The organism is Corallococcus sp. RDP092CA, assembly GCF_041903675.1.
In the GTDB taxonomy this organism is placed as follows: Bacteria; Myxococcota; Myxococcia; order Myxococcales; family Myxococcaceae; genus Corallococcus.
The window spans coordinates 81,058-100,826 of sequence record NZ_JAYESI010000016.1; the positions used below are offsets into that span (position 1 = coordinate 81,058).

Here is a 19,769-nt window from a genome sequence, read left to right on the forward strand (position 1 = left end):
GCCCGCCAGCGGGATGCTTCCGAACCCCCGACGGCCTCCAGCCCATCCCCGCGGCCGGGCAGGCAGGCCCCCGCCAGGGATTCCGCCCGACCTGGAACCTGGAACCTGGAGCGCGGCGCTCAGGCGTCCCGGTGCACCGTGCCCGGGGAGAACGCCGGGGTGCAGATGGCCACGTACTCCGCGCCCTCCTCCAGGGGGGTGCTGTAGCGGACCCACTCGCCGGGCTCGCACACCACCGTCTGGCCGGCGTGCACGTCCATCACCCCGCCCTTGTGCTCCACGCGCAGCGTGCCCGCGAGCACCAGGGTGATTTCACGGAACTCGGGCGTCTGCCCCGGCTCCTCCCACCCGCCCGGGCTGCGCATGTGGGCCACGCTGATATTGGACGTCTTGGAGTTCACCCGCCCCACGTACTCGTCGATGAGCTTCGGCTTGTTGCCCACCGCCGTCACACGGATGGGCTTCGGGATGAGCGTGGGCATGCGAAGGCTCCAGGTGGCGACGAAGGAAACAGCGGCGCGGTCCCTACCCTACCAGCGCGTGGCGTAGAGTGCCGCCGTGCTGACCGTCGACAACCACCCCTTCCTCGACCTCATCGCGTTCACCTCCTCCTTCCCCGCTCCCCTGGGGGACCTGCCCGCGCCCGACTGGCTGCAGGCCCTGCTGAAGCCCGGCGCCACCGCGCCGCTCCAGAGCGACGACGCGGTCCGGGGCGCCGTGCGGGACCTGCTCCGCCACGGCGGCTACAAGCCCACGGGCCGGGGCAAGCCCGCGTCCGAGTACCTGGTGCGCGCCGCCGGCGACGGCACGCTGGGCACCATCAACGCCGCGGTGGACGCGTGCAACGCCGTGTCGCTGCACAGCGGCCTGCCCATCAGCGTCGTGGACCTGGACCGCGCCCGGGAGCCCTTCCGCGCCTCCATCGCCATCCAGGGCGACCGCTACGTCTTCAACGCCTCCGGGCAGACCATCGACCTGGAGGGCCTCCTGTGCCTCTTCGACGCGCAGGGCCCGTGCGCCAACGCGGTGAAGGACGCCCAGCGCACCAAGACGGACGCCACCACGCGCCGCACCCTCACGCTGCTGTGGGGCACGAAGGAGCTGCCGGGCCACACCGAGCGCGCCTTCACGTGGTACCGCGAGCTGCTGGAGCGCCTGGGCGCCACCGTCGAGCGCGTGCGCTGAGGAGGCCTACGCCCGGGGCCCTCCCACGTGGGGCTTCAGCCCCACCCCGTCCAGGATGCGCTGGACCACGTCGCCCGCCGGGGGCGTCACGTCCACGGTGAACACGTCGTCGGGCACCTCCAGGGCCGCAAGCTGGCTGTCGAGCAGCGCCGCCGGCATGAAGTGCCCCAGGCGCTGCTGGAGCCGCTCGCGGATGAGGGACGCGGGCGCGTGCAGGTACACCCAGCGCTCACGCTGGGGGTCCACGGTGAGGCGCTCGCGGTAGCGCCGCTTGAGGCCGGAGAACGCCAGCACCAGGTCCTCGCCCGCGTCCAGCGCCTTCACCAGCCGCGCGCGCAGCAGCTCCAGCCAGGGCTGCCGGTCCACGTCCGTCAGCGGCGTGCCCGCGGCCATCTTCCGGCGGTTCTCCACGGAGTGCAGGTCGTCCGCGTCCACGAACGTCCACCCCAGCCGGTCCGCGAGCTCCCGGCCCACCGTGGACTTCCCGCTGCCTGAAACCCCCATGACGATGACCACCATGCGTCCGCCACCTCCCTCGCGCTGTCCTTGAATGCTGGCGCCTCCGCGCGCCCGGCGCCACGCGGGAAGCCCGGCGCGTGACACACCGGACATCCCGCCCGGAGGGCCGTGAGCGTCCGCTGCCCAACGCCCGCGCTCCCGCCCCTCACGCTCCACTGGGGAACCGCTACCCTGGCGCGCATCATGAGCCCCGTGGGTGTGAACTCCGGCCGGACGCTCGTCCGGCTCCTGTCCTGCATCGTCCTGGGCTCGGTGGCGCTGGCCGCCTGCCGGGACCCCGCCGCCGCGTCCGGCACCGCCCTCTTCGTCACCACCGAGTTCGAGTCCTCGCTCAACCTCGACCGGCTGCGCGTCTCCGCCACCGCCGAGGGCGCCTCCGTGCCCACCACGCTGCTCCCCCAGGACTCCAGCCGCGCGCTCCAGAGCGGCGAGACCTTCCGCGTCCTCCTGGACGGCGCCGTCGACGGCACCCAGGCCACCGTCCGCGTGGAGGGCCTGCGCGGCGACACCGCCGGGGTCGCCGCCGGCGAGGCCACCGCCACCGTGCGCGCGGGCTACGAGGTGGAGGTCACCGTGCGGCTGACCGCCACCCCCACCGGCACCTTCTGCCTGGACTGCCCGGACGGCTGCTGCCGCGAGGGCGTGTGCACCGCGCGCACGTTCCGCTCGTGCGGCGTGGGCGGCGTCGCCTGCGAGCTCTGCGACGACACGCGCGCCGACACCTGCACCGGCCGGGGCACCTGCGGCTGCGGAGACGGCCCCGCGTGCGGCGCCAACACCGACCGCTGCGCCATGGGCCGGTGCTTCTGCGGCCTCGGCAACGCGTGCGGCCCGGGCCTGGCGTGCATCAACGGCTTCTGCCGCTGCGACCCGTCCACCTGCGCGGGCTGCTGCGACGGCAACAGCTGCATCCCCGCCCCCAACAAGAACCAGTGCGGCAAGGACGGCGAGGCCTGCAGGAAGTGCGACAAGCGGTGCAACCCCGACGGCAGCTGCGACTGACGCCGGGCCCTACCGCACGGTGAACGGGCGCGAGCTGCCCGAGTACGGATGCACGCGCCCGTCCCAGCCGGACTTCCAGTTCCCCTCGTGCACCAGCCGGTAGGTGCCCGGCGGCGTGTCCGTGGAGATGGGCCAGGTGATGCGCACCAGCGAGCACGCGAGCGTGGGCACGCAGTACTCGCGCTGCCAGTGGTACAGCGCGACGCCGTCCCCGTCGTTCGCCACGTCCTTCCACGAGCCATCCGGCTGCCGCTGCTGCACGCGCAGGAAGGTGCCGCCCAGCTTCAGGTCATTGCGTGGATGGCCGCCCCAGAAGGTGACGCTCGCCGTGTCGCCCCGCGCGTAGGACGCCTTCGCCTCCTCCGCGACGGAGCCGAAGTCCACCCAGAGCAGCTTGTCGTCGAACACCACGCCGGGCTGGAGCCCCACCACCGCGCCGCGCAGGTCCCGCGGCGTGGGCCCGGGCGGCACGGCCGTCCCGTCGCGCAGGCTGGCCGCGAGCCCCGCGAAGGACTGCTGGAGCGCCGCCAGCGTCCACGGGCCGAAGTGCGTGGACGCGCCCTCGTAGTCCTGGCGCGCGTACTCCTCGCGCGTGGCCACGTAGCCCGAGTAGGCGTTGGCCAGCCCCGCGATGACCACGTCCGTCACGCCCGCGCCCGCAAGCTGCGCGCGCACCGTGTCGCGCAGCCGGCGGCCCGCCATGGTGGTCACCTCGAAGGGCACCGCCACCAGCGCCAGCGGCCCCACCGTCACCACCTGGAGGGGCAGCACCTCCGGGGACCACGGGTAGGGCTTCATGGTGCCCATCTCCAGGACGATGGGCTTCTCCCCCTGGCAGGGCGTGGTGACGGCGGCGCAGGTGAACTGGCTCCACACGTCGTGCACGGACTCGCACGTGGCCCCCTCCGAGCCGAAGCCGGGCCCGTCCTCCGCGCCCGCCAGCATGGACAGGCCGATGGCCGCGGGGCAGGTGCGGTGCGCGCTGCCGTCCGCGAACTCGGGCGCGACGTCCACCGCGTCCATCTTCACGTAGGTGTGCCGGTAGTCCACGCCGCCCATCACCGGCATCGCGGCGTGGGTCCACAGGTGCACGGCGAAGTCGTACTGCTTCTTCGCGGCCAGGGCCGCGTCCTCGAAGTCGTCCGCGCCGCCGCCGTTCGTGCCCCCCAGGATGTTGGGCGTGACGTCGCCCTCGTTCGAGTTCGCGAACGCCGCGACGAAGGTGTCCGGGCCGCCGGGCGTCCGCCCTCCCTGCTCCACCTCGAACAGGTGCGCCGCGAGCCCCTTGTTGTCGCCGCTGATGAGGTGGTTGGTGTTTCCGAACGACGTGCCGTGCACGGCGAACCAGTCGATGAGCCCCAGCTCGCGCCCGTCCGCGCCCGTCATCCGCAGGACCGTCATGCGCGTGTCCACGTTGGCGCGGTAGCGGGCGCGCTCGGCCTCGGGGTTTCGCAGGTAGGCCTCCGGGGAGCGGTTGGCGCTGGCGCCGTACAGGTCCCCGGAGGACAGCCGCAGCGAGCCCTCGGCCAGGCGCGCGTTGGCGCGCACGATGGAGTCCGTGATGCCGGAGACGATGGCCTCGAAGTTCTGGGGCACGAAGCCGAAGGTGGTCAGGTTGTAGAGCGTGTAGTGGCTGAAGCCGCCCGGCCCGGAGTGCGTGTGCGTGCCGCTGAGCAGCACGTTCTCGTCGGAGAACGCGTCGCCCAGCTTCGCGCGCAGCCGCTCCACCACCTGCTGCTTCACCGCCTGGAACACCATGCCCAGGTCCGCGCTGACGAAGGCCACCCGGCGGCCGTTGCACGGCGAGGCGATGACGAACGCCCGCGAGTACAGCCGCAGGTGGAGGCCCTCCGTCTTCTGGGCCACCTGCCCGTAGCCCATCATCCCCACCTCCGCCGCGGGCCCCGTGATGTCCGAGCGCGCCGCGCCGATGAGGAAGCGCGCGGACCCCGCGCACGCGTTCCCTCCGGGCGCCGCCGGGGCCTCCGCGCGCGCCGTGGGCAGCCCGGGCCTGTCCCCCGGCCCCAGCGCCAGCGCGCAGCCCAGCAGCAACCCGAGCACGGGGGCGAGGCGGGCGTTCAGCGTGCGCATGGCATCCTCCACGGCCTCCGGAAGCAAGAAGGCCCGGCGGCGGCGGCTCCCAGGGTGACGCCGCCGCCCTCGGGAGGCAGCGCACGGGAGGGCAGGCCGTCCGGCGCTCCACATTCGAACACGGGAGCGCGGCGGATTCAGTCCATTTCGCGGCAGCGGACGGGCGGCCCGCGCCTCCGCACGGACGCGGGCCGGTCAGGCCGCGGGCGCGGGCTGCGCGGAGGCGTTCAGGGTGACGCGGAAGGTGGCCCCGTGGCCCGGCGTGGACTCCACGGCGATGGTGCCGCCCAGCGCCCGCACGATGGTGTCGCAGATGGACAGGCCCAGGCCGGTGCCCTGGCCCGGCGCCTTGGTGGTGAAGAAGGGGTCGAAGATGCGGCGCGAGAGCTCCGGTGCGATGCCCCGGCCCGTGTCGCGCACGTCCACCACCACCCGGCCGTCATCGTCCGCGCGGGTGATGAGGCGGATCTCGTGCTCGTCCGTGAAGCCCTCCGGGATGGCGTGCGCGGCGTTGATGACCAGGTTGAGGAACACCTGGAACAGCTTGCCCTCGTTGGCGCGCACCGCCGGCACGGCGCCGTACTGCTTCACCAGCCGGGCGCGGGGGCGGATCTCGCTGGCCGCCATCTGCGCCACGGAGTCCAGCAGGCGGTGCAGGTCCACCGCCTCCTCGTGCGCGTCGTCCACGCGGGAGAAGACCTTGAGCTGGCGGACGATCTGCCGCATCCGCTCGGAGCCCTCGCGCGCGTCGTCCAGCACCTGCTGGTACTCCATCAGCTCCTCGGTGCCCAGGGGCCGCGGCATGGGGCCCAGCGCGCGGTGCAGGAACTCCAGGTTGGAGAGCACGTAGGACAGCGGGTTGTTCAGCTCGTGCGCGATGCCCGCGGCCAGCATGCCCATGGAGGCCAGCCGGTCCCCCAGCATCAGCTGCGCCTGCATGTGCTTGCGCTCGGTGAAGTCGCGCGCCACCGTCACGCGCGCGGGCACGCCGTCGAAGAGCACGCCCAGCGTCACCAGGTCCGCGCTCACCACCTGCCCGTCGCGGCGCACCAGCGGCACCTCGTGCGAGCGGGCCGCCAGCGCCCCGTCCTGCGCCTCCTCCAGGTGGCGGCGCGCTACCTCCTGGTCCTCGCGCCGCACCAGGCCCAGCAGGTGCCGGCCCAGCAGCTCCGCCGGGTCCTGGTAGCCCAGGTAGTTGGCCATGGCCGGGTTCACCGACAGGAGCATGCCGTCCGTCGTGTGCACCACCACGGGGTCCGGGAAGCCCTCGATGAGCAGGTGGAAGCCGGCCTCCGTGCGGCGCAGCGCCGTCTCCGTGCGCACGCGCAGCGCGTCCGTGGTGTGCTGCTCCAGCGCCAGCGACAGCGCGCCGGCCGCGCCGGACAAGAGCTTCACCTCCACGTGCGACCAGGGGCGCGCGTCGTCGCAGTTGTCGAAGCCGATGAAGCCGAACGCCTCGCCGTGCACCACCAGGGGCAGCACCAGCAGCGACCGGATGCCCTGCGCCAGGAGCACCGGCGCGTTGTCCGCGCCGAAGTCCTCCGGGGTGCCCTGCACGGCCTCGCCCCGGTGGAGCTGCTCCAGTTGGTGCCGCTCGAAGGCCTGGTCCACCGGCCACGCCTGCGTGTCCGGGTTCTCCAGCTCGCGCGAGACGCCGGGCGCGCACCACTCCGCGCGCTGGGACTGGAGGATCCGGCCGGAGGCGTCGCGGTGGAACTCGAAGACGTAGGCGCGGCTGGCGCCCGCGACGCGGCCCAGCGGCTCCAGGATGGAGTTGTACAAGTCCCCGGAGGTCTCCGGCGCGAGCAGCCGCCGCTGCACCTCCACCATGGCGCCCAGGTAGCGCTCGCGCGTGGCGGCGGCCTCCTCCGCCAGCCGTCGCGGGGTGACGTCCACCAGCGTGCCCAGCACGCCGCCCAGGTGCTCCGGGTCCCCCATGGCGGACAGCTCCACCCAGCGCGGCTGCGTGCCGCCCGCCAGCCGCAGCTCCAGCCGCGTGGGCGTGTCCGTGCGAGCAGTCGCCGCGCGCAGGAGCGCCCGCGCCTGGTCCCGGTCCTCCGGGTGGAACAGCTCCACCAGGGCGCGGCCCGTCCACGCAGGCACGGGGGCGCCGACCAGCCGCTCCCACGCGGGGCTCGCCAGGACGAGCCGGCCCGCGACGTCCAGCTCGAAGAGCACCTCGCGCAAGAGCGACCCGGCGCGCTGGAAGCGACGCGTGTCCACGAGGTCGCTCGCCACGGAGGACTGCCCCGGAGCAGCGGCGCTCCCCGTCTCGCGTTGCTCCTGCGCCACCGCGGCCTCCTTCATCACGGATGAGACGGAATGAAACCCTGGATTGGAGGGGGACCCACCCGGTGCGTCCGAGCCCGAGCCCGCTCTCCGTCTCACCGCAGCCTGAAGCATAGGACGCTCGAATGTTTCAAAGTCAATGGACCCACCAGCGTCTCAGGGATTTCCCTCGGAGTCTGGAGGCTCCCAGCCCCCGGGAATTCCGGACCGTGGACGTTGGCGGCGGTCCCCGAGCAGGCGTGCAGGCACACCGCCCACGATGGCCCACGGGGGCACGTCGCGGGTGACGACGGCGCCCATGCCAATCACCGCGTGGTCGCCCACGGTGACGCCGTCGGTGATGCCCGCGTTGGCGCCCACCCAGACGTCCTGGCCGATCACGATGCCCCTGGAGGTGACGGGCTGCTCGCGCACGGGGCGGTCCGGCGCGAGCCCGTGGTCGAAGGCGTAGAGCGTGGCGCCGGTGGCGATGCGGCTGCCCTCGCCGACGCGGATGCCGCACGCGCCGCCGTCCAGGCTGACGCGCGCGTTGAGGCTGACGCGCGGCCCCAGCACCACCGGCCCGTGCACGAAGGCGTCCGCGCCGATGCTGCACCCCGGCCCGATGCGCACGGTGCGGCCGGGCTCCGCGAAGATGCGCGCCTCCGGGGCGATGAAACACCCTTCGGCGATTTCAACCGTCTCCAGCGCGCGCAGGCGGTCCTGCACCTCGCGCTGCCAGGCCTCGGCCCACTCGCGGTGGCGCGGCTTGAGGCTGAAGTAGAGCCACGGCATCCACGACAGCCGCAGCTTGTGTTGTTCACGGCGTCGCGCGTCCAGGTCCACGCCGTCCTGACTACCACGGGCCGGGCCTGCGCCACGGCCCCGGCGTCACACGGGCTCGGCCTTCACGGACGGCGCCGTGGAGGGCGCCGGCGCCGCGGCGGGCTCCACGGTGAAGTGGCAGCGCTCGCGCTCCTTCGCCACGGCCTCCGCGTCCAGGGGCACGGGCGTCAGGCGGCAGAGCATGTCGTCCGGCTCCCACGGGTACGGCTGGCCGTCCAGGCGCACGCGCCCCTCGGCCACGGCGTGCGTGGCCTCCACGAGCGACAGCGCGGACAGGTCGCGCATCAGCGCCTCGAAGCGGCCCTGGCGCTCCGGGGTGGCGAAGCGGAAGCGGCCGCGCGCGACGACGGCCAGATGGTACCACATGGGCCGGAAGGCCACGCCGGCCAGGCCCAGGCGCTGGGCCATGGCGAGCAGCACCTCCGTCGTCTCGCGCGCCAGGCCCAGGCCGGGCACCTCCTGGCCGGGCAGCTGCGGGCGCGTGTCGCTGAAGCGCGCGCGGGGGTGGCGCAGGGACAGCCAGTTGGCGAAGAGGAAGGTCTCGCCCTGGAGGACGCGCTTCTCCAGGACGGAGTCCGACAGCAGGTGCTCACGGCCACCCGCGTGGCCCAGCACCATGATGCGGTCGCCAGTACCGCCGGTGGAGGCCACCTGCACGCGCAGGCGGCTGTAGCCCAGGCGCTCCACGTACGACAGCAGGCCGTAGCGGAAGAGGGCGTACTCGATGCCCTGCGCGGTGTAGTGGCCCAGCACGCGCGGCTGCACCTCTGGCCCCAGCCGCAGCGGGCCCTCCAGGTCCTCCAGGGAGAAGGGCTCCCAGTCCGGCGCCTTCCCGGCGGCGTCCACCTTCTGCGGATCCAGCAGGTGCGCGATGCGCTGGAAGCGCGCGCTCAGCGGGTCATAGCGCGCGGTGATGCGCTGGTGGCCCAGGCCCGCGAGCACCAGCACGGTCCCCGCGAACAGCTTCCAGGACTCCGCGTGGTAGCCGCCGCCGGGCAACCACACGCTGGCCCGCCCCCGCAGCGCGGCGGCGATGGCCACGTCGCGCCTGCGCGCGCCCTGCAGGGTGATGCCCACGCGCCCGAAGCGGTCGCCGGACAGCACGTCCCCGCCGGCGATGACGAAGGTGATGTCCGAGCGGGGCATGCGCGCGAGCAGGTCCTGCACCTTCTGCGCGTAGGTGGCGTCGTCGCAGCCGTCGGGCACGCGGGTCTCGTCCACGCCGGGGGGCAGCGCGCCCCAGTCGCTGCCGGACACGGAGCCGATCCACACCTTCGGCTGGCCGGCGAGGCACGCGGCGGTGCCGTCCGGCGGGTGCGCGTCCAGGTCGAGCACGGCCACGGAGCCATCGAAGCCGGCGGCGCGCAGGTCCGCCACGGCCACGGCGATGTCGTTGACGGTGCAGAAGCCGCCGCCCTTGTCCGGGCGCGCGTGGTGGAAGCCGCCGGCCATGTTGACCACGGGCGTCTGCCGCGCGAGCGCCAGGCGGGCCGCGCCCAGCGTCCCGCCGCACACGAGCCGGACGCTGTCCAGGAGCGCGTCCACGGGGATCTCGGACGGGTCGGTGGCGTAGATGCGCGCGAGGGTCGCGGGGTCGGAGAGGGACTCCAGGTAGCGGGCGTCGTGCACGCGCGCGAGCTGCGCGTAGGACACGGGCACGGGGTGGCGCACGTCCGCGGCGCGCACCACGCCGGACTCCAGCAGGTACCAGGTGGTGAAGTCGGTGCCGCGCGGCTCGAGGCCCACGGCGGACTCGATGCCGGAGAGGGGCAGGCGGTAGTCCTCGTCGTAGAAGACGTGCACCCGGCCGCGCCCCAGGCCCAGCTTCCACAGCCACGCCTGGATCATCCGCGCCTCGCGGGTGGCAGGGGGTGGACGTTCATGGCGGCGAGGGGCACGGGGGGACGGGGAGGCAGGAGTGGAGCCCCTTCATCCTGCGCGGGGGCGGTGGGCGCAAGGCTCATTCCACGGGGCGCCGGGCCTCCTCGCGCAGGGCGGGGCTGCGGCGGTGCACCGAGCGGGCGGCGACGGTGACGAGGAGGGCCCACGCGAGCCCGGCCACCCAGCCGCCGAGCACGTCCGTGGGGTAGTGCACGCCCAGGTACACGCGGGTGCAGCCCACGAGGCCGGACAGGACCAGGGCGACGGCGAGGAGGTAGACCTTCACGCGGCGGTGCTCGGAGAACTGCGCCAGCAGCGCGCCCAGCGTGAGGTAGGTGATGGCGGACAGCATGGCGTGGCCGCTGGGGAAGCTGGTGGACAGCGTCTCCGTGAGGTGGGGCACCACCGAGGGGCGGGGCCGGTTGAAGAGCCCCTTGAGCAGCGCGTTGAGGATCCACCCGCCGACGATGGCGGAGAGGACGAAGAGGCTGGTGCGGTAGCGGCGGGCCACCAGCAGGAAGCCGCACGCGGCCACGGTGATGAGCGACAGCACGGGGAAGCCGCCCAGGGACGTCACGTCGCGAGCCGTCTCCGCGAGCCACCACGGGCCGCGAGGGAGCGCGGGGTCCTCGGGGCGGCGCAGGGAGCGCACGATGCGCTCGTCGATGTCCTGCGTCTCACCTTCATGGACCTCGTCGGACAGGTAGACGAAGCCCAGGACGCACGCGACCCCGAGCAACAGCAGGCCCAGGGGCCGCGTCACCATCACGTCCCACCCCGTCCCCCACCGCCATGGCCCTCGCGACATGGCCGTGACTTAGGCCAGCGGGTGCGGGCTGGCCACGGGCTTTTCGCGGCGAGTGTCGGGCAGCCTCCAGGCGCTCAGGCAGGGTCCACGGAGAGGCCCATCGCCTCGGCGCCGGCGTCCCTGGCTCCGTCGAGGGCGCGGACGAGCCGTGCGGAGGGGGCACGGGCATCCGGCTGGAAGAACAGGCCGCGCTGGCCCTTGGGGCGGGCTGCGAGGAAGGCGCGCAGGCGCGGCACGTACATGATTCGGTCATCGGCGCCGCGAGTACGCCCCTGGACGCTCCGGCTCCGGGGGCATTGTCACGGGAGCGTGGCCTGTTATCACCCCGGGACGCTCGCACCGGGAGGCACCCGCACATGGCCATCGCCACCATCAGCCCCACCACCGGCAAGACGCTGCGCACCTTCAATGTGCTCACGTCCGAGGAGCTGGAGCGCAAGCTGCAACGGGCCGCGGACACGTTCCGCGCCTACCGCGAGACGTCCTTCGCCGACCGCGCCCGCTGGATGCGCCGCGCCGCTGAAATCCTCGAGGTCGAGGCCGACCGCTTCGGCCGCATCATGACGGAGGAGATGGGCAAGCCCCTGGAGGCCGCCAGGGCCGAGTCCCTCAAGAGCGCCACCGCGTGCCGCTACTACGTCACCCGCGCGGAGAAGCTCCTGCGCGACGCGCCCATCGACGTGGACGGCGACACCGCCTTCGTGCGCTACCAGCCCCTGGGGCCCGTGCTCGCCATCATGCCGTGGAACTTCCCCTTCTGGCAGGTCGTGCGCTTCGCCGCCCCCGCCCTCATGGCCGGCAACGTGGGCCTCCTCAAGCACGCCAGCAACGTGCCCCAGTGCGCCCTCGCGCTCGAGGAGCTCTTCCGCACCGCCGGCTTCCCCGAAGGCGCCTTCCAGGCCCTGTTCATCGAGACGTCCGAGGTGAACCGCGTCATCGAGGATCCGCGCGTGAAGGCCGTCACCCTCACCGGCAGCGAGGGCGCCGGCCGCGCCGTGGGCGCCGCCGCGGGCCGCGCCATCAAGAAGGTCGTCCTGGAGCTGGGCGGCAGCGACCCGTTCATCGTCATGCCCAGCGCGGACCTGGACAAGGCCGTGCACACCGCCGTGTCCGCGCGCCTCATCAACAACGGCCAGTCCTGCATCGCCGCCAAGCGCTTCATCGTCGCCGAGCCCATCGCCCAGGAGTTCGAGCGCCGCTTCGTCGAGCGCATGAAGACCATGGTGGTCGGCGACCCCATGGACCCCAAGACGGACGTCGGGCCCCTCGCCACGCCCGGCATCCTCGAGGGGCTCCACGCCCAGGTGCAGGAGAGCGTCAAGGCCGGCGCCCGGCTGCTCCTGGGCGGCGAGCCCCAGGGCGGCCCCGGCAACTTCTACCCGCCCACCGTCCTCGCGGATCCGCCGCCCAGGGCCCCCGCCTTCCACGACGAGCTCTTCGGCCCCGTGGCCACCCTGCTGCGCGCCCGCGACCTGGAGCACGCCATCGAGCTGGCCAACGCGACGCCCTTCGGCCTGGGCGCCAGCGTGTGGACCCAGGACATGAACGAGCAGCGCCGGTTCATCGACGGCATCGAGGCCGGCATGGTGTTCGTCAACGCGCTCGTCGCGTCCGACGCGCGCCTGCCCTTCGGCGGCGTGAAGCACTCCGGCCACGGCCGCGAGCTGGCCGACCTGGGCATCCGCGAGTTCGTCAACGCCAAGACCGTCCGCATCACCGGCGCGGCCGGCGCGCCGCCGCCGTCGAAGCACACGGGCGAGTGACGCCCGCGCGCCACGCTCAATACAGGCCCTTCTTGTAGTCCTGGTCCAGGGCCCAGCCCATCAGCCCCTTCGTGGCCGAGGCCACCGTGCGCAGCGCCGTCGCGGCGGCGCCGCGATGCGGGCTCCGCTTCACGTGGTCGATGAAGACGTCCGCCATCCTCGGCAGCTGCTCCTTGGGCACGTGCCGCGCGCCGTCCCACAGCCCCGCCGCCACGATGGCCGCGCTCTCCCGCAGCCGCGCCGCCCGGGGCTCCAGCAGCATGGCGATCTTCGGCGCCTTCTCCTGGACCGTCATCGACGCCAGCAGCGCCGGCGCCGTGGAGAGCGACGCGACGCCGGAGACCTCCAGCTCCCGCGCCTCGCCCGGGATCAGCGCGAGCAGCGCCACCCGGGGCTGCTCCAGCAGGTTGTGGAACGTGTCCGTGCGGCGGTTGCCAGGCCGGTCCGCCACCGCCAGCCGGCCTCCATCCAGGCGCAGGAACCCCGCCGGGTCCCCCTTCGGGCTCACGTCCGCGTGCCCCTGCCCGTCCCATGACGCCAGCACGACGAAGGGCGTCCGCGACAGCCAGCCCCGCACGCCCGGGTCCGCCAGCGGCTCCGGGACCTCACTCCCGAACGGCGTGGGCGCCACCGGCACCGGCGGCTTCCAGAACGCCGAGCGCAGGAGCGCCTTCGCGCAGTGCGCGAACGCCTCCTCCACCGTGACACACAGCGTGCTCCCCTCGAGCGTCGCGCGCCCGTTCACCCGCAGCGTCTCTCCCAGCCCGGGGATGAAGAACAGCAGCCCGCAGCCCACCGCGGTGTCGAGCGGGATGGGGCCGGGCAGCGGGAGGCGCAGGTGCGTGGCGTCCTCGACCTGGGCGAACCCCAGCGGCCCCCCGGCCGTCGCGATGCGCGCCTGCCCCGACACGTCGACGTAGCCCACCGCGGCGAACGACGACACGCCGAGCAGCCGCACACAATGCCCGTCCAGGGCATCCAGCGACTTCATCATCACACCGAACGGACGCGCGCCCACGACGCGCTCCAGGGCCTCGACCGACGCGATGGCTGTCATGCCCCAAAGCATGACATCTTGAATTTGATTTGCAAAGTCAGGGGCCCATCCCCCTGCCTCAGCGGGTGCGCACCCGGCCGTCCACCGGGGCGCCGTGCACCTCTTCCAGGGCGGACGTCACCGCGTCCACCTCCGCGCCCAGCTGCTCCACGCTGAGGCGCAGGCCCGCGCCGGCCACGTCCGCGTCCGCCGCGTCCGCCGAGCGCACCCGCAGCACCTGCGCGTAGAGGTTCTCCAGCGTGTAGGCCAGGCGCGTGGACTCGGCCTCCAGCCGGTCCGCCGCCTTCGTCAGCTCGGCGCGCTGGCGCACCTGCTCGTCCAGCACCTGGAGCGCCGCGCGCAGCCGGTCGCGCACCACCGCGTCCTCCTCCGCGGCCCAGCGCGTCTCCAGCTTCTTGCGCTCGTCCGCCAGCCGCTGCACGTCCTCCGGCGGCGCCACCGTGCGCAGCTCGCGCTCGCGGCGGATGAGCTCATGGCAGCTCTTGCGCAGGTCCTGCACGGTGCGCTCCGGCGAGCGCACCATCTCCTGCAACACGCCCGGGCCCGCGCGCAGCTCCGCCAGCAGCTTCTCGCAGACGGTGTCCACCCGGGCCAGGCGTGGATCCGCCGGCGCCTCCGGCGCCTTCGCCTGGGGCAGCACCGGCGCGGAGGGCTCCTCCACGCGCGTCAGCAGCGGGTTGTTGGCCGGGCGCAGGTGCTTCGCGGCCTTCTTGAAGAACGCGAGCGCCACGAACACCAGCCACCAGTAGTGGTACGGGGGCCTCACCGCCGTGGCCACGCACGCCAGCGCGACGACGAGCAGCCCCACGCCCACCAGCGGGTTGCGCGAGGCCGCCTCCCTCGCCGCCTTCTCCGCGCGCCTCGCCTCGCGGTGCGCCTGCTGCTGGGCGAGGTACGCGTCGCGCTTGGACTGCCGCTCCGCGCGGCGCAGGGCCTCCTTCGACTCGCGCTCCCACTGCTTCTCCCACCGCTGGCGCTCCCGCTCCGCGCCGCGCTCCCACTCCCGCTCCCAGCGGTCCCGCTCCTTCTCGGTGGGCAGGCGGCCCATCCGGCGCACCCACGCCTCCAGGGCCGCGTCCTTGCGCGCGCGCCCCTCCTCGATGGCCGCTTCCAGCCGACGCAGGCGCTCGGCCGCGTCGTGGGGGGGCGAGGAGGCAGGGGGCGCTTCGCGGTCTCGGGGCACGGGGTGACGCTAACAACTTCTCCCAGCGTTGGGGACTGCCGCGGGAGGCCCCATAAGCGCAGGTGTTGAGCCATTGGCGCGCGGCGGGCGGGCGGGCACGGGCGCGCGGTGGTCCCCTGCGAGGGGATGCGGTACTGGGAGGGCACGATGACCCTTCCCACCGCCGCCACCCGCCGCTTCCAGTGGTTCAGCCAGGGCGTGCTCGTCTACAGCCTGGGCGTCATCCTCTGGGGCGCGTTCGTGCGCGCCACCGGCTCCGGCGCGGGCTGCGGCGACCACTGGCCCGTCTGCAACGGCGAGGTGCTGCCCCGCGCGCCCTCCCTCCAGACCCTCATCGAGTACACCCACCGGCTCACCAGCGGCCTGGCCACGGTGCTCGCGGTCGCGCTGTACGTGTGGGGCCGCCGCGAGTTCCCCAAGGGCCACCCCGGCCGCCGCGCGGCGTTCTGGGCGCTGGTGTTCATGCTCACGGAGGGGCTCGTGGGCGCGGGCATCGTGCTGCTCAAGTACGTGGCGCAGGACGCGCGCCTGGGCCGCGCGGTGTGGATGGGCGTGCACCTGACCAACACCTTCCTGCTCGTGGGCGCGCAGACCCTGGTGGTGTGGGCGTCCCGGGGCCGCGCGCGGATGGTGCTCCGGGGCCAGGGCGCGGCGGGCGCGGTGCTGGGCGCGAGCCTCGTCGGCATGCTGGTGCTGGGCATCAGCGGCGCGGTGGCCGCGCTGGGCGACACGCTCTTCCCCGCGTCCAGCCTCGCGCACGGCTTCGAGCAGGACCTGTCGGAGACGGCGCACGTGCTCCTGCGCCTGCGCGTGTTCCACCCGGCCATCGCGGTGGGCATGGGCGCGCTGCTGGTGTTCGGCGGCCGCTGGGTGGCGCGGCTGCGGCCCTCGCCGGACGTGCGGCGGGCGTCCGCGCTGCTCACCGGCGTGTACGTCGCGCAGCTGTGCGCGGGCGTCATCAACCTGGTGCTGCTGGCGCCGGTGACGATGCAGCTGGTCCACCTGCTGCTCGCGGACTGCGTGTGGATGTGCGTGGTGCGGCTGTGCGCGGCGGGGCTCGCGGAGGACGCGCCGCGCCTGGAGCCCGCGGCCCGGCCCGCCTCCCACGTGGAGCCGGTGTAGCGCTCAGCCCCGCAGGCCCCGGGGCACCAGCGCGCGCGCCACCGCCTCGAAGAGGCCGCTGACCCCGAGCGCCAGCACCGCCGCGGGCACCGCGCCCTCCAGGATGAGCCCCACGTCGTCCAGGCGGATGCCGGTGAGGATGGGCTGGCCGTAGCCGCCCGCGCCCACCAGCGCGCCCAGCGTGGCGGTGCCCACGTTGATGACCGCCGCCGTCTGGATGCCCGCGAGGATGGACGCCGCCGCCATGGGCAGCTCGATGCGCCACAGCCGGGCGCCAGGCGGCAGGCCCAGCGCCTCCGCGGACTCGCGCACCTCCCACGGGATGCCCTGGAGCCCCGCCGCCGTGTTCCGCACGATGGGCAGCAGGCTGTAGAGGAACAGCGCCGCGATGGCCGGCCTGGAGCCGATGCCCAGGAGCGGAATCATGAACACCAGCAGCGCCAGCGACGGCACCGTCTGGATGACGCTCGACAGGCCCAGCACGCCCTGCCCCAGGCGCGGACGGCGCGCGGCCAGCACGCCCAGCGGGATGGCCAGCGCGATGGCCGCCACCAGCGACAGCCCCACCAGGAACAGGTGCTCGCGCGTGCGCTGCCAGATGCGCGCGCCCCGCCCGTCCGTGCGCACCTCCGCCGTCAGGCCCAGCGTGTCCCGGAGGAAGTCCGCCGCCACCCGCGCCTCCGGCACGCGCTCCAGCCGCGCGCGGGCGTTGAGCCGCACCATCCTCGCCTCCGACAGCGAGCCCTCCAGCCGGAGCAGCCCCCGCACCACGCGGGGCGCGCGCGCCTCCAGGTCCGCGCGGTAGAGGAGCACGGCGTCGTACGCGGGGAAGTGGTGCCGGTCGTCCTCCAGCACGCGCAGCCCGTAGGCGGCCACCTCCGCGTCCGTGGAGTACAGGTCCGTGAGCTGGATGGCGCCGCTCTCCATCCCCCGGTAGGCCAGGTCGTGGTCCAGGCCGCGCACGTCGCGCTGGGGCAGGCCATACGCGTCGCGCAGCGCGGGCCAGCCGTCGCCCCGCTGCATGAACTCGTTGCTGAAGCCCACGCGCAGCGCCGGGTGCGCCCTCAGGTCGGAGATGCGGCGGATGCCCAGCCGCTCGGCCTCCGCTTCCTTCATGCCCAGCGCGTAGGTGTTGTTGAAGCCCAGCGACGCGCTCATCCGCAGGCCCTCGGCCTCGAGCGCCCCGCGCAGCGCCGCGTCGTCCGGCAGCGCGCGGCCCACGAGCAGCTCCTGCCGCAGCGTGCCGGTGTACTCGGGGTAGACGTCCAGCTCGCCCCGGCGCAGGGCCTCCCACAGCACCGTGGTGCCGCCCAGCTCGCGCCGGTGCGAGGCCCGCGCGCCGGCGTCCTTCGCCACCTGCGCCACCATCTCCCCGAGGATGACGGACTCGGTGAACTTCTTGGACCCCACGCGCACCGGGGGGCCGCCGTCGTCGGTGCGCGCGCACGCGACGCCGAGCAGCAGCAGCCACGCCAGCGCCAGCGCGCGCGTCATCCCAGCCTCCGTGACGGCAGCGGGCGCTGCGCCTGGATGAACCGCGTGACGAACGGATCCGCGGGCCGCGCCTCCAGGTCCTCCAGGGTCCCCCGCTGCACCACCTGGCCCTCGCGCATCAGCACGACGCCGTCGCCCAGGAAGGCCGCCTCCGCCAGGTCGTGCGTGACGAGCACCACCGTCTTGCCCAGCCGCTCGAAGATGCCGCGCAGGTCCGCCTGGAGGTCGTGGCGCACCAGCGGATCCAGCGCGCCCAGGGGCTCGTCCAGGAGCAGCACGTCCGGGTCCAGCATCAGCGCGCGCATCAGCGCCACGCGCTGCCGCTGGCCTCCGGACAGCTCGCTCGGGAAGCGCGCCAGCGCCTCCGCCGGGAAGCGCGTCAGGTCCACCAGCCGTGTCAGCCGCTCGCGGATCCGCGCCTCCGGCCAGCGCAGGTGCCGCGCCATCAGCGCGACGTTGCTCGCGCCGGTGAGGTGCGGGAACAGCCCGCCGCCCTGGAGCGCGTAGCCCACGCGGCGGCGCGCGGCGCGCAGCGCGTCCGCGTCCTCCGGCAGGGGCCGCCCGTCGAAGAGCACCCGCCCCGTGTCGGGCCGCAGCAGGCCGTTGAGCAGCCGCAGCAGCGTGGACTTCCCGCAGCCGCTGGGGCCGATGAGCGCCGTGGTGGCGCCCTTCGGCAGGTCCAGGCTCAGCGGGTGCAGGGCCCACGCGGAGCCGAAGCGCTTGGACACCCCTTCCAGTTGGAACACGGACGCCACGTCCCTTCAGCGCGGAGCGAACACGCCGTTGCAGGCGGCCGGAAAGGGGAAGGACGCGCTCGCCGGGAGGCTGCACGCCGCGAACAGGCCCCAGCCCTTCAGGTCCACCCCGCCGGCCCAGACCTGGAGGTCGCCGCTCCCGTCCGGAGCGGGCGCGGTGAAGCGGGCGCAGCGCGAGGCCAGGCCCTCCACGTAGCAGTCGCGCGGCTCCACCGGGCCCGCTCCCGGGAGCGCGTCGCGCAGCTCCTCCACGCTCTGGTCGCGCCAGCGCTCCACCTGGGCCGTGCCGGGCCATACCGGGAGGAAGACGCTCCAGGAGAAGGTGGTCGCGGCGCAGCGGATCCGCCCCGCGCGCGTCGTCGAGTCCGCGAGCTCGCAGGCCTCCGGCAGGTACAGCACCCGCCACGGCAGCCGGGGCGGCGTGACGAGCGCTGACGGCGACAGCGCGTCGCCCTCAGGGTTGCCCCGCGCGGCCAAATACGCGAGCAGCTCCAGGCACCGGCCCAGGCCCGCGCGGACGTCGTCGCGCGCCACGCAGCCCAACTGCCGCGCGTGGCCCGCCGAGGGCGTCACCGCCGTGACGTAGCCGCCCACCGCGCAGCTCCCGTCGCCGCCCTCACCGGAGCACCGCTCGAAGCGGAGGGAGGGGTGCGGCTGTCCACCGAGCGGCAGCTCGCCCCGGACCTCCGTGAGGCCTGAACCCAGCCGCGCGTGGACGCGGGCGCGCCCGGAGTCCACCGCCTGCGCCTCGCCCAGGCCGGGCTGCTCGCGCAGCCACACGGAGAGCGCGCCGCAGCGGTACACGCGCGACGTGGCGCTGTCCGGGACGGGGACGCAGCCGTCGAAGAGGGGGCGCGCGTCGTCGACGAAGGGGCCCGCCGGCGTCGCGCCCACGGGCGGGACCGCGGGGGAGGCCGGCAGGGGCGCCTGACACGCGCCCAGCAGCGCTCCCCATGCCACCCCCACCGCCACGCGTGCCGTGCGCATCCGGGAGGGGATAGGCGCCGGACCCGGCCGAGTCAACCGGCCCGGTGGCCCGACGCCCACCGCGCTACACACGCGGGCACGGCTACTTCTCGCGCTTCACCTGCTTCTCCAGCTCCTTCGCCTTCGACTCGTTCTGGCGGACGACGCTGTCGGTGTCGCTCAGGAGCGCCAGGAAGGTGGCGTCGTTCTTGTACTCCCGACGGCCCTCCTTGAGGATGTCGTTGCCCTTCTTCTGATCATCCGCGATGCGCGACAGGAAGGCCTTGTCGAACTCGGGGCCCTGCTTCGCCTGGAGCTCGTTGATCTGCTCGTTCGTCTTGTCGAAGGCCTTGCCCAGCTTCTCGCCGGTGCCCCGCATCTTCTCCTGGTAGCCCTCCTGCACGCCGGAGCCGCCCGTGCCCATCATCTGGTCCTCGGAGGTGATGCTGCTGTCGCTGAGCGCGCTGATCTGCATCTTCTGGCCCTGGGCCCAGGTGCGCAGCTTCTCCTGGTTCTGCTCGTGGTCCTCGCGCAGCTGGGTGGCGAACTCCTTCACCTGCGGGTTCGACGCCTGCTGCTCCGCGAGCTGCGCCAGCTTGATCTGCCGGTTGTTGAAGACGGCCAGCTTGCCCACGTACTGCACGCGCTTGGCGGCCGCCTCGCCCACGGCCTTGCCCTGCTTCATCTCGTGCTTTTCCTGCTTGGTCTGGTCCTCGGCATGGGCCGCGAAGCCCATCAGACCCGTCACGACCGCCGCCGTCACCGCCCGCGTCTTCCAGTTCGTCTTGCTCATCGCCCTGCCTCCCCGCCGTCAAGCGGATGAAAGTTT

Annotated in this window: 18 protein-coding genes; 4 read left to right on the forward strand and 14 right to left on the reverse strand. The window is 73.9% G+C overall.

The annotated features are described in order from the left end of the window. Positions 1 to 119: 119 nt before the first annotated feature. On the reverse strand, positions 120 to 482 hold the full coding sequence (locus tag U8525_RS18695; RefSeq protein WP_374267561.1) for a cupin domain-containing protein: 363 nt from the start codon (positions 480 to 482) through the stop codon (positions 120 to 122). 76 nt (positions 483 to 558) lie between these two features. Between U8525_RS18695 and U8525_RS18700 the strand changes: the two genes are divergently transcribed. Beyond that, entirely contained in the window at positions 559 to 1,185 is a 627-nt protein-coding gene (locus U8525_RS18700; RefSeq protein ID WP_374267563.1) for a phenylalanine--tRNA ligase beta subunit-related protein, read from the forward strand. Positions 1,186 to 1,191: 6 nt separating this feature from the next. On the opposite strand, the gene U8525_RS18705 is transcribed toward U8525_RS18700, so the two are convergent. Beyond that, entirely contained in the window at positions 1,192 to 1,704 is a 513-nt protein-coding gene (locus tag U8525_RS18705; protein WP_374267565.1) for a gluconokinase, read from the reverse strand. Positions 1,705 to 1,887: 183 nt separating this feature from the next. Here U8525_RS18705 and U8525_RS18710 point away from each other — a divergent pair, with 183 nt between their 5' ends. Beyond that, complete coding sequence (locus tag U8525_RS18710; protein ID WP_374267567.1) at positions 1,888 to 2,706, forward strand: hypothetical protein; 819 nt, start codon at positions 1,888 to 1,890, stop codon at positions 2,704 to 2,706. Positions 2,707 to 2,715: 9 nt separating this feature from the next. Here U8525_RS18710 and U8525_RS18715 read toward each other — a convergent pair whose 3' ends face one another. The 6 genes from U8525_RS18715 to U8525_RS18740 all read right to left on the reverse strand — a co-directional run bounded on the left by U8525_RS18715 (position 2,716) and on the right by U8525_RS18740 (position 10,842). Then, positions 2,716 to 4,797 carry a neutral/alkaline ceramidase gene (locus tag U8525_RS18715; protein WP_374267569.1) on the reverse strand — a complete coding sequence of 694 codons (2,082 nt, stop codon included), beginning with the start codon at positions 4,795 to 4,797 and terminating at the stop codon, positions 2,716 to 2,718. 195 nt (positions 4,798 to 4,992) lie between these two features. Beyond that, positions 4,993 to 7,089 (reverse strand): ATP-binding protein, encoded by a 2,097-nt coding sequence (locus U8525_RS18720; protein WP_374267571.1) that lies wholly within the window; start codon positions 7,087 to 7,089, stop codon positions 4,993 to 4,995. Positions 7,090 to 7,242: 153 nt separating this feature from the next. Next, positions 7,243 to 7,911 (reverse strand): DapH/DapD/GlmU-related protein, encoded by a 669-nt coding sequence (locus U8525_RS18725; protein ID WP_374267573.1) that lies wholly within the window; start codon positions 7,909 to 7,911, stop codon positions 7,243 to 7,245. Positions 7,912 to 7,956: 45 nt separating this feature from the next. Beyond that, a complete protein-coding gene (locus U8525_RS18730) occupies positions 7,957 to 9,759 on the reverse strand; it encodes a histone deacetylase (RefSeq protein WP_374267575.1) in 1,803 nt (600 codons plus the stop codon). Between the two features lie 112 nt (positions 9,760 to 9,871). Then, positions 9,872 to 10,600: a phosphatase PAP2 family protein gene (locus U8525_RS18735; RefSeq protein ID WP_374267577.1), complete on the reverse strand. Its 729-nt coding sequence runs from the start codon at positions 10,598 to 10,600 to the stop codon at positions 9,872 to 9,874. Positions 10,601 to 10,674: 74 nt separating this feature from the next. Next, positions 10,675 to 10,842, reverse strand: a complete 168-nt coding sequence (locus U8525_RS18740) for a hypothetical protein (RefSeq protein ID WP_374267579.1) — start codon at positions 10,840 to 10,842, stop codon at positions 10,675 to 10,677. A 114-nt stretch (positions 10,843 to 10,956) separates the two neighbouring features. Here U8525_RS18740 and U8525_RS18745 point away from each other — a divergent pair, with 114 nt between their 5' ends. Next, positions 10,957 to 12,363 (forward strand): NAD-dependent succinate-semialdehyde dehydrogenase, encoded by a 1,407-nt coding sequence (locus U8525_RS18745; protein ID WP_374267581.1) that lies wholly within the window; start codon positions 10,957 to 10,959, stop codon positions 12,361 to 12,363. 16 nt (positions 12,364 to 12,379) lie between these two features. Here U8525_RS18745 and U8525_RS18750 read toward each other — a convergent pair whose 3' ends face one another. Continuing rightward, entirely contained in the window at positions 12,380 to 13,420 is a 1,041-nt protein-coding gene (locus tag U8525_RS18750) for a pyridoxamine 5'-phosphate oxidase family protein (protein ID WP_374267583.1), read from the reverse strand. A 58-nt stretch (positions 13,421 to 13,478) separates the two neighbouring features. Beyond that, entirely contained in the window at positions 13,479 to 14,603 is a 1,125-nt protein-coding gene (locus tag U8525_RS18755; RefSeq protein ID WP_374267585.1) for a hypothetical protein, read from the reverse strand. Between the two features lie 147 nt (positions 14,604 to 14,750). Here U8525_RS18755 and U8525_RS18760 point away from each other — a divergent pair, with 147 nt between their 5' ends. Then, the gene (locus tag U8525_RS18760) at positions 14,751 to 15,725 is read left to right on the forward strand and encodes a COX15/CtaA family protein (protein ID WP_374267587.1); all 975 of its coding nucleotides are present in this window, start codon (positions 14,751 to 14,753) and stop codon (positions 15,723 to 15,725) included. A 3-nt stretch (positions 15,726 to 15,728) separates the two neighbouring features. Here the strand turns inward: U8525_RS18760 and U8525_RS18765 are convergent, their stop codons facing one another. From U8525_RS18765 to U8525_RS18780, 4 genes are all read right to left on the reverse strand, one after another. Continuing rightward, positions 15,729 to 17,219 carry a glycine betaine ABC transporter substrate-binding protein gene (locus U8525_RS18765; RefSeq protein ID WP_374267589.1) on the reverse strand — a complete coding sequence of 497 codons (1,491 nt, stop codon included), beginning with the start codon at positions 17,217 to 17,219 and terminating at the stop codon, positions 15,729 to 15,731. Beyond that, positions 17,216 to 17,965, reverse strand: coding sequence for an ATP-binding cassette domain-containing protein (locus U8525_RS18770; protein ID WP_374267690.1), 750 nt, complete (start codon positions 17,963 to 17,965; stop codon positions 17,216 to 17,218). Before U8525_RS18770 ends, U8525_RS18765 begins: the two co-directional genes overlap by 4 nt. A 15-nt stretch (positions 17,966 to 17,980) precedes the next feature. Then, a complete protein-coding gene (locus U8525_RS18775; protein WP_374267591.1) occupies positions 17,981 to 18,961 on the reverse strand; it encodes a hypothetical protein in 981 nt (326 codons plus the stop codon). Between the two features lie 82 nt (positions 18,962 to 19,043). Beyond that, positions 19,044 to 19,733: a DUF4142 domain-containing protein gene (locus tag U8525_RS18780; RefSeq protein WP_374267593.1), complete on the reverse strand. Its 690-nt coding sequence runs from the start codon at positions 19,731 to 19,733 to the stop codon at positions 19,044 to 19,046. Positions 19,734 to 19,769 lie beyond the last annotated feature (36 nt).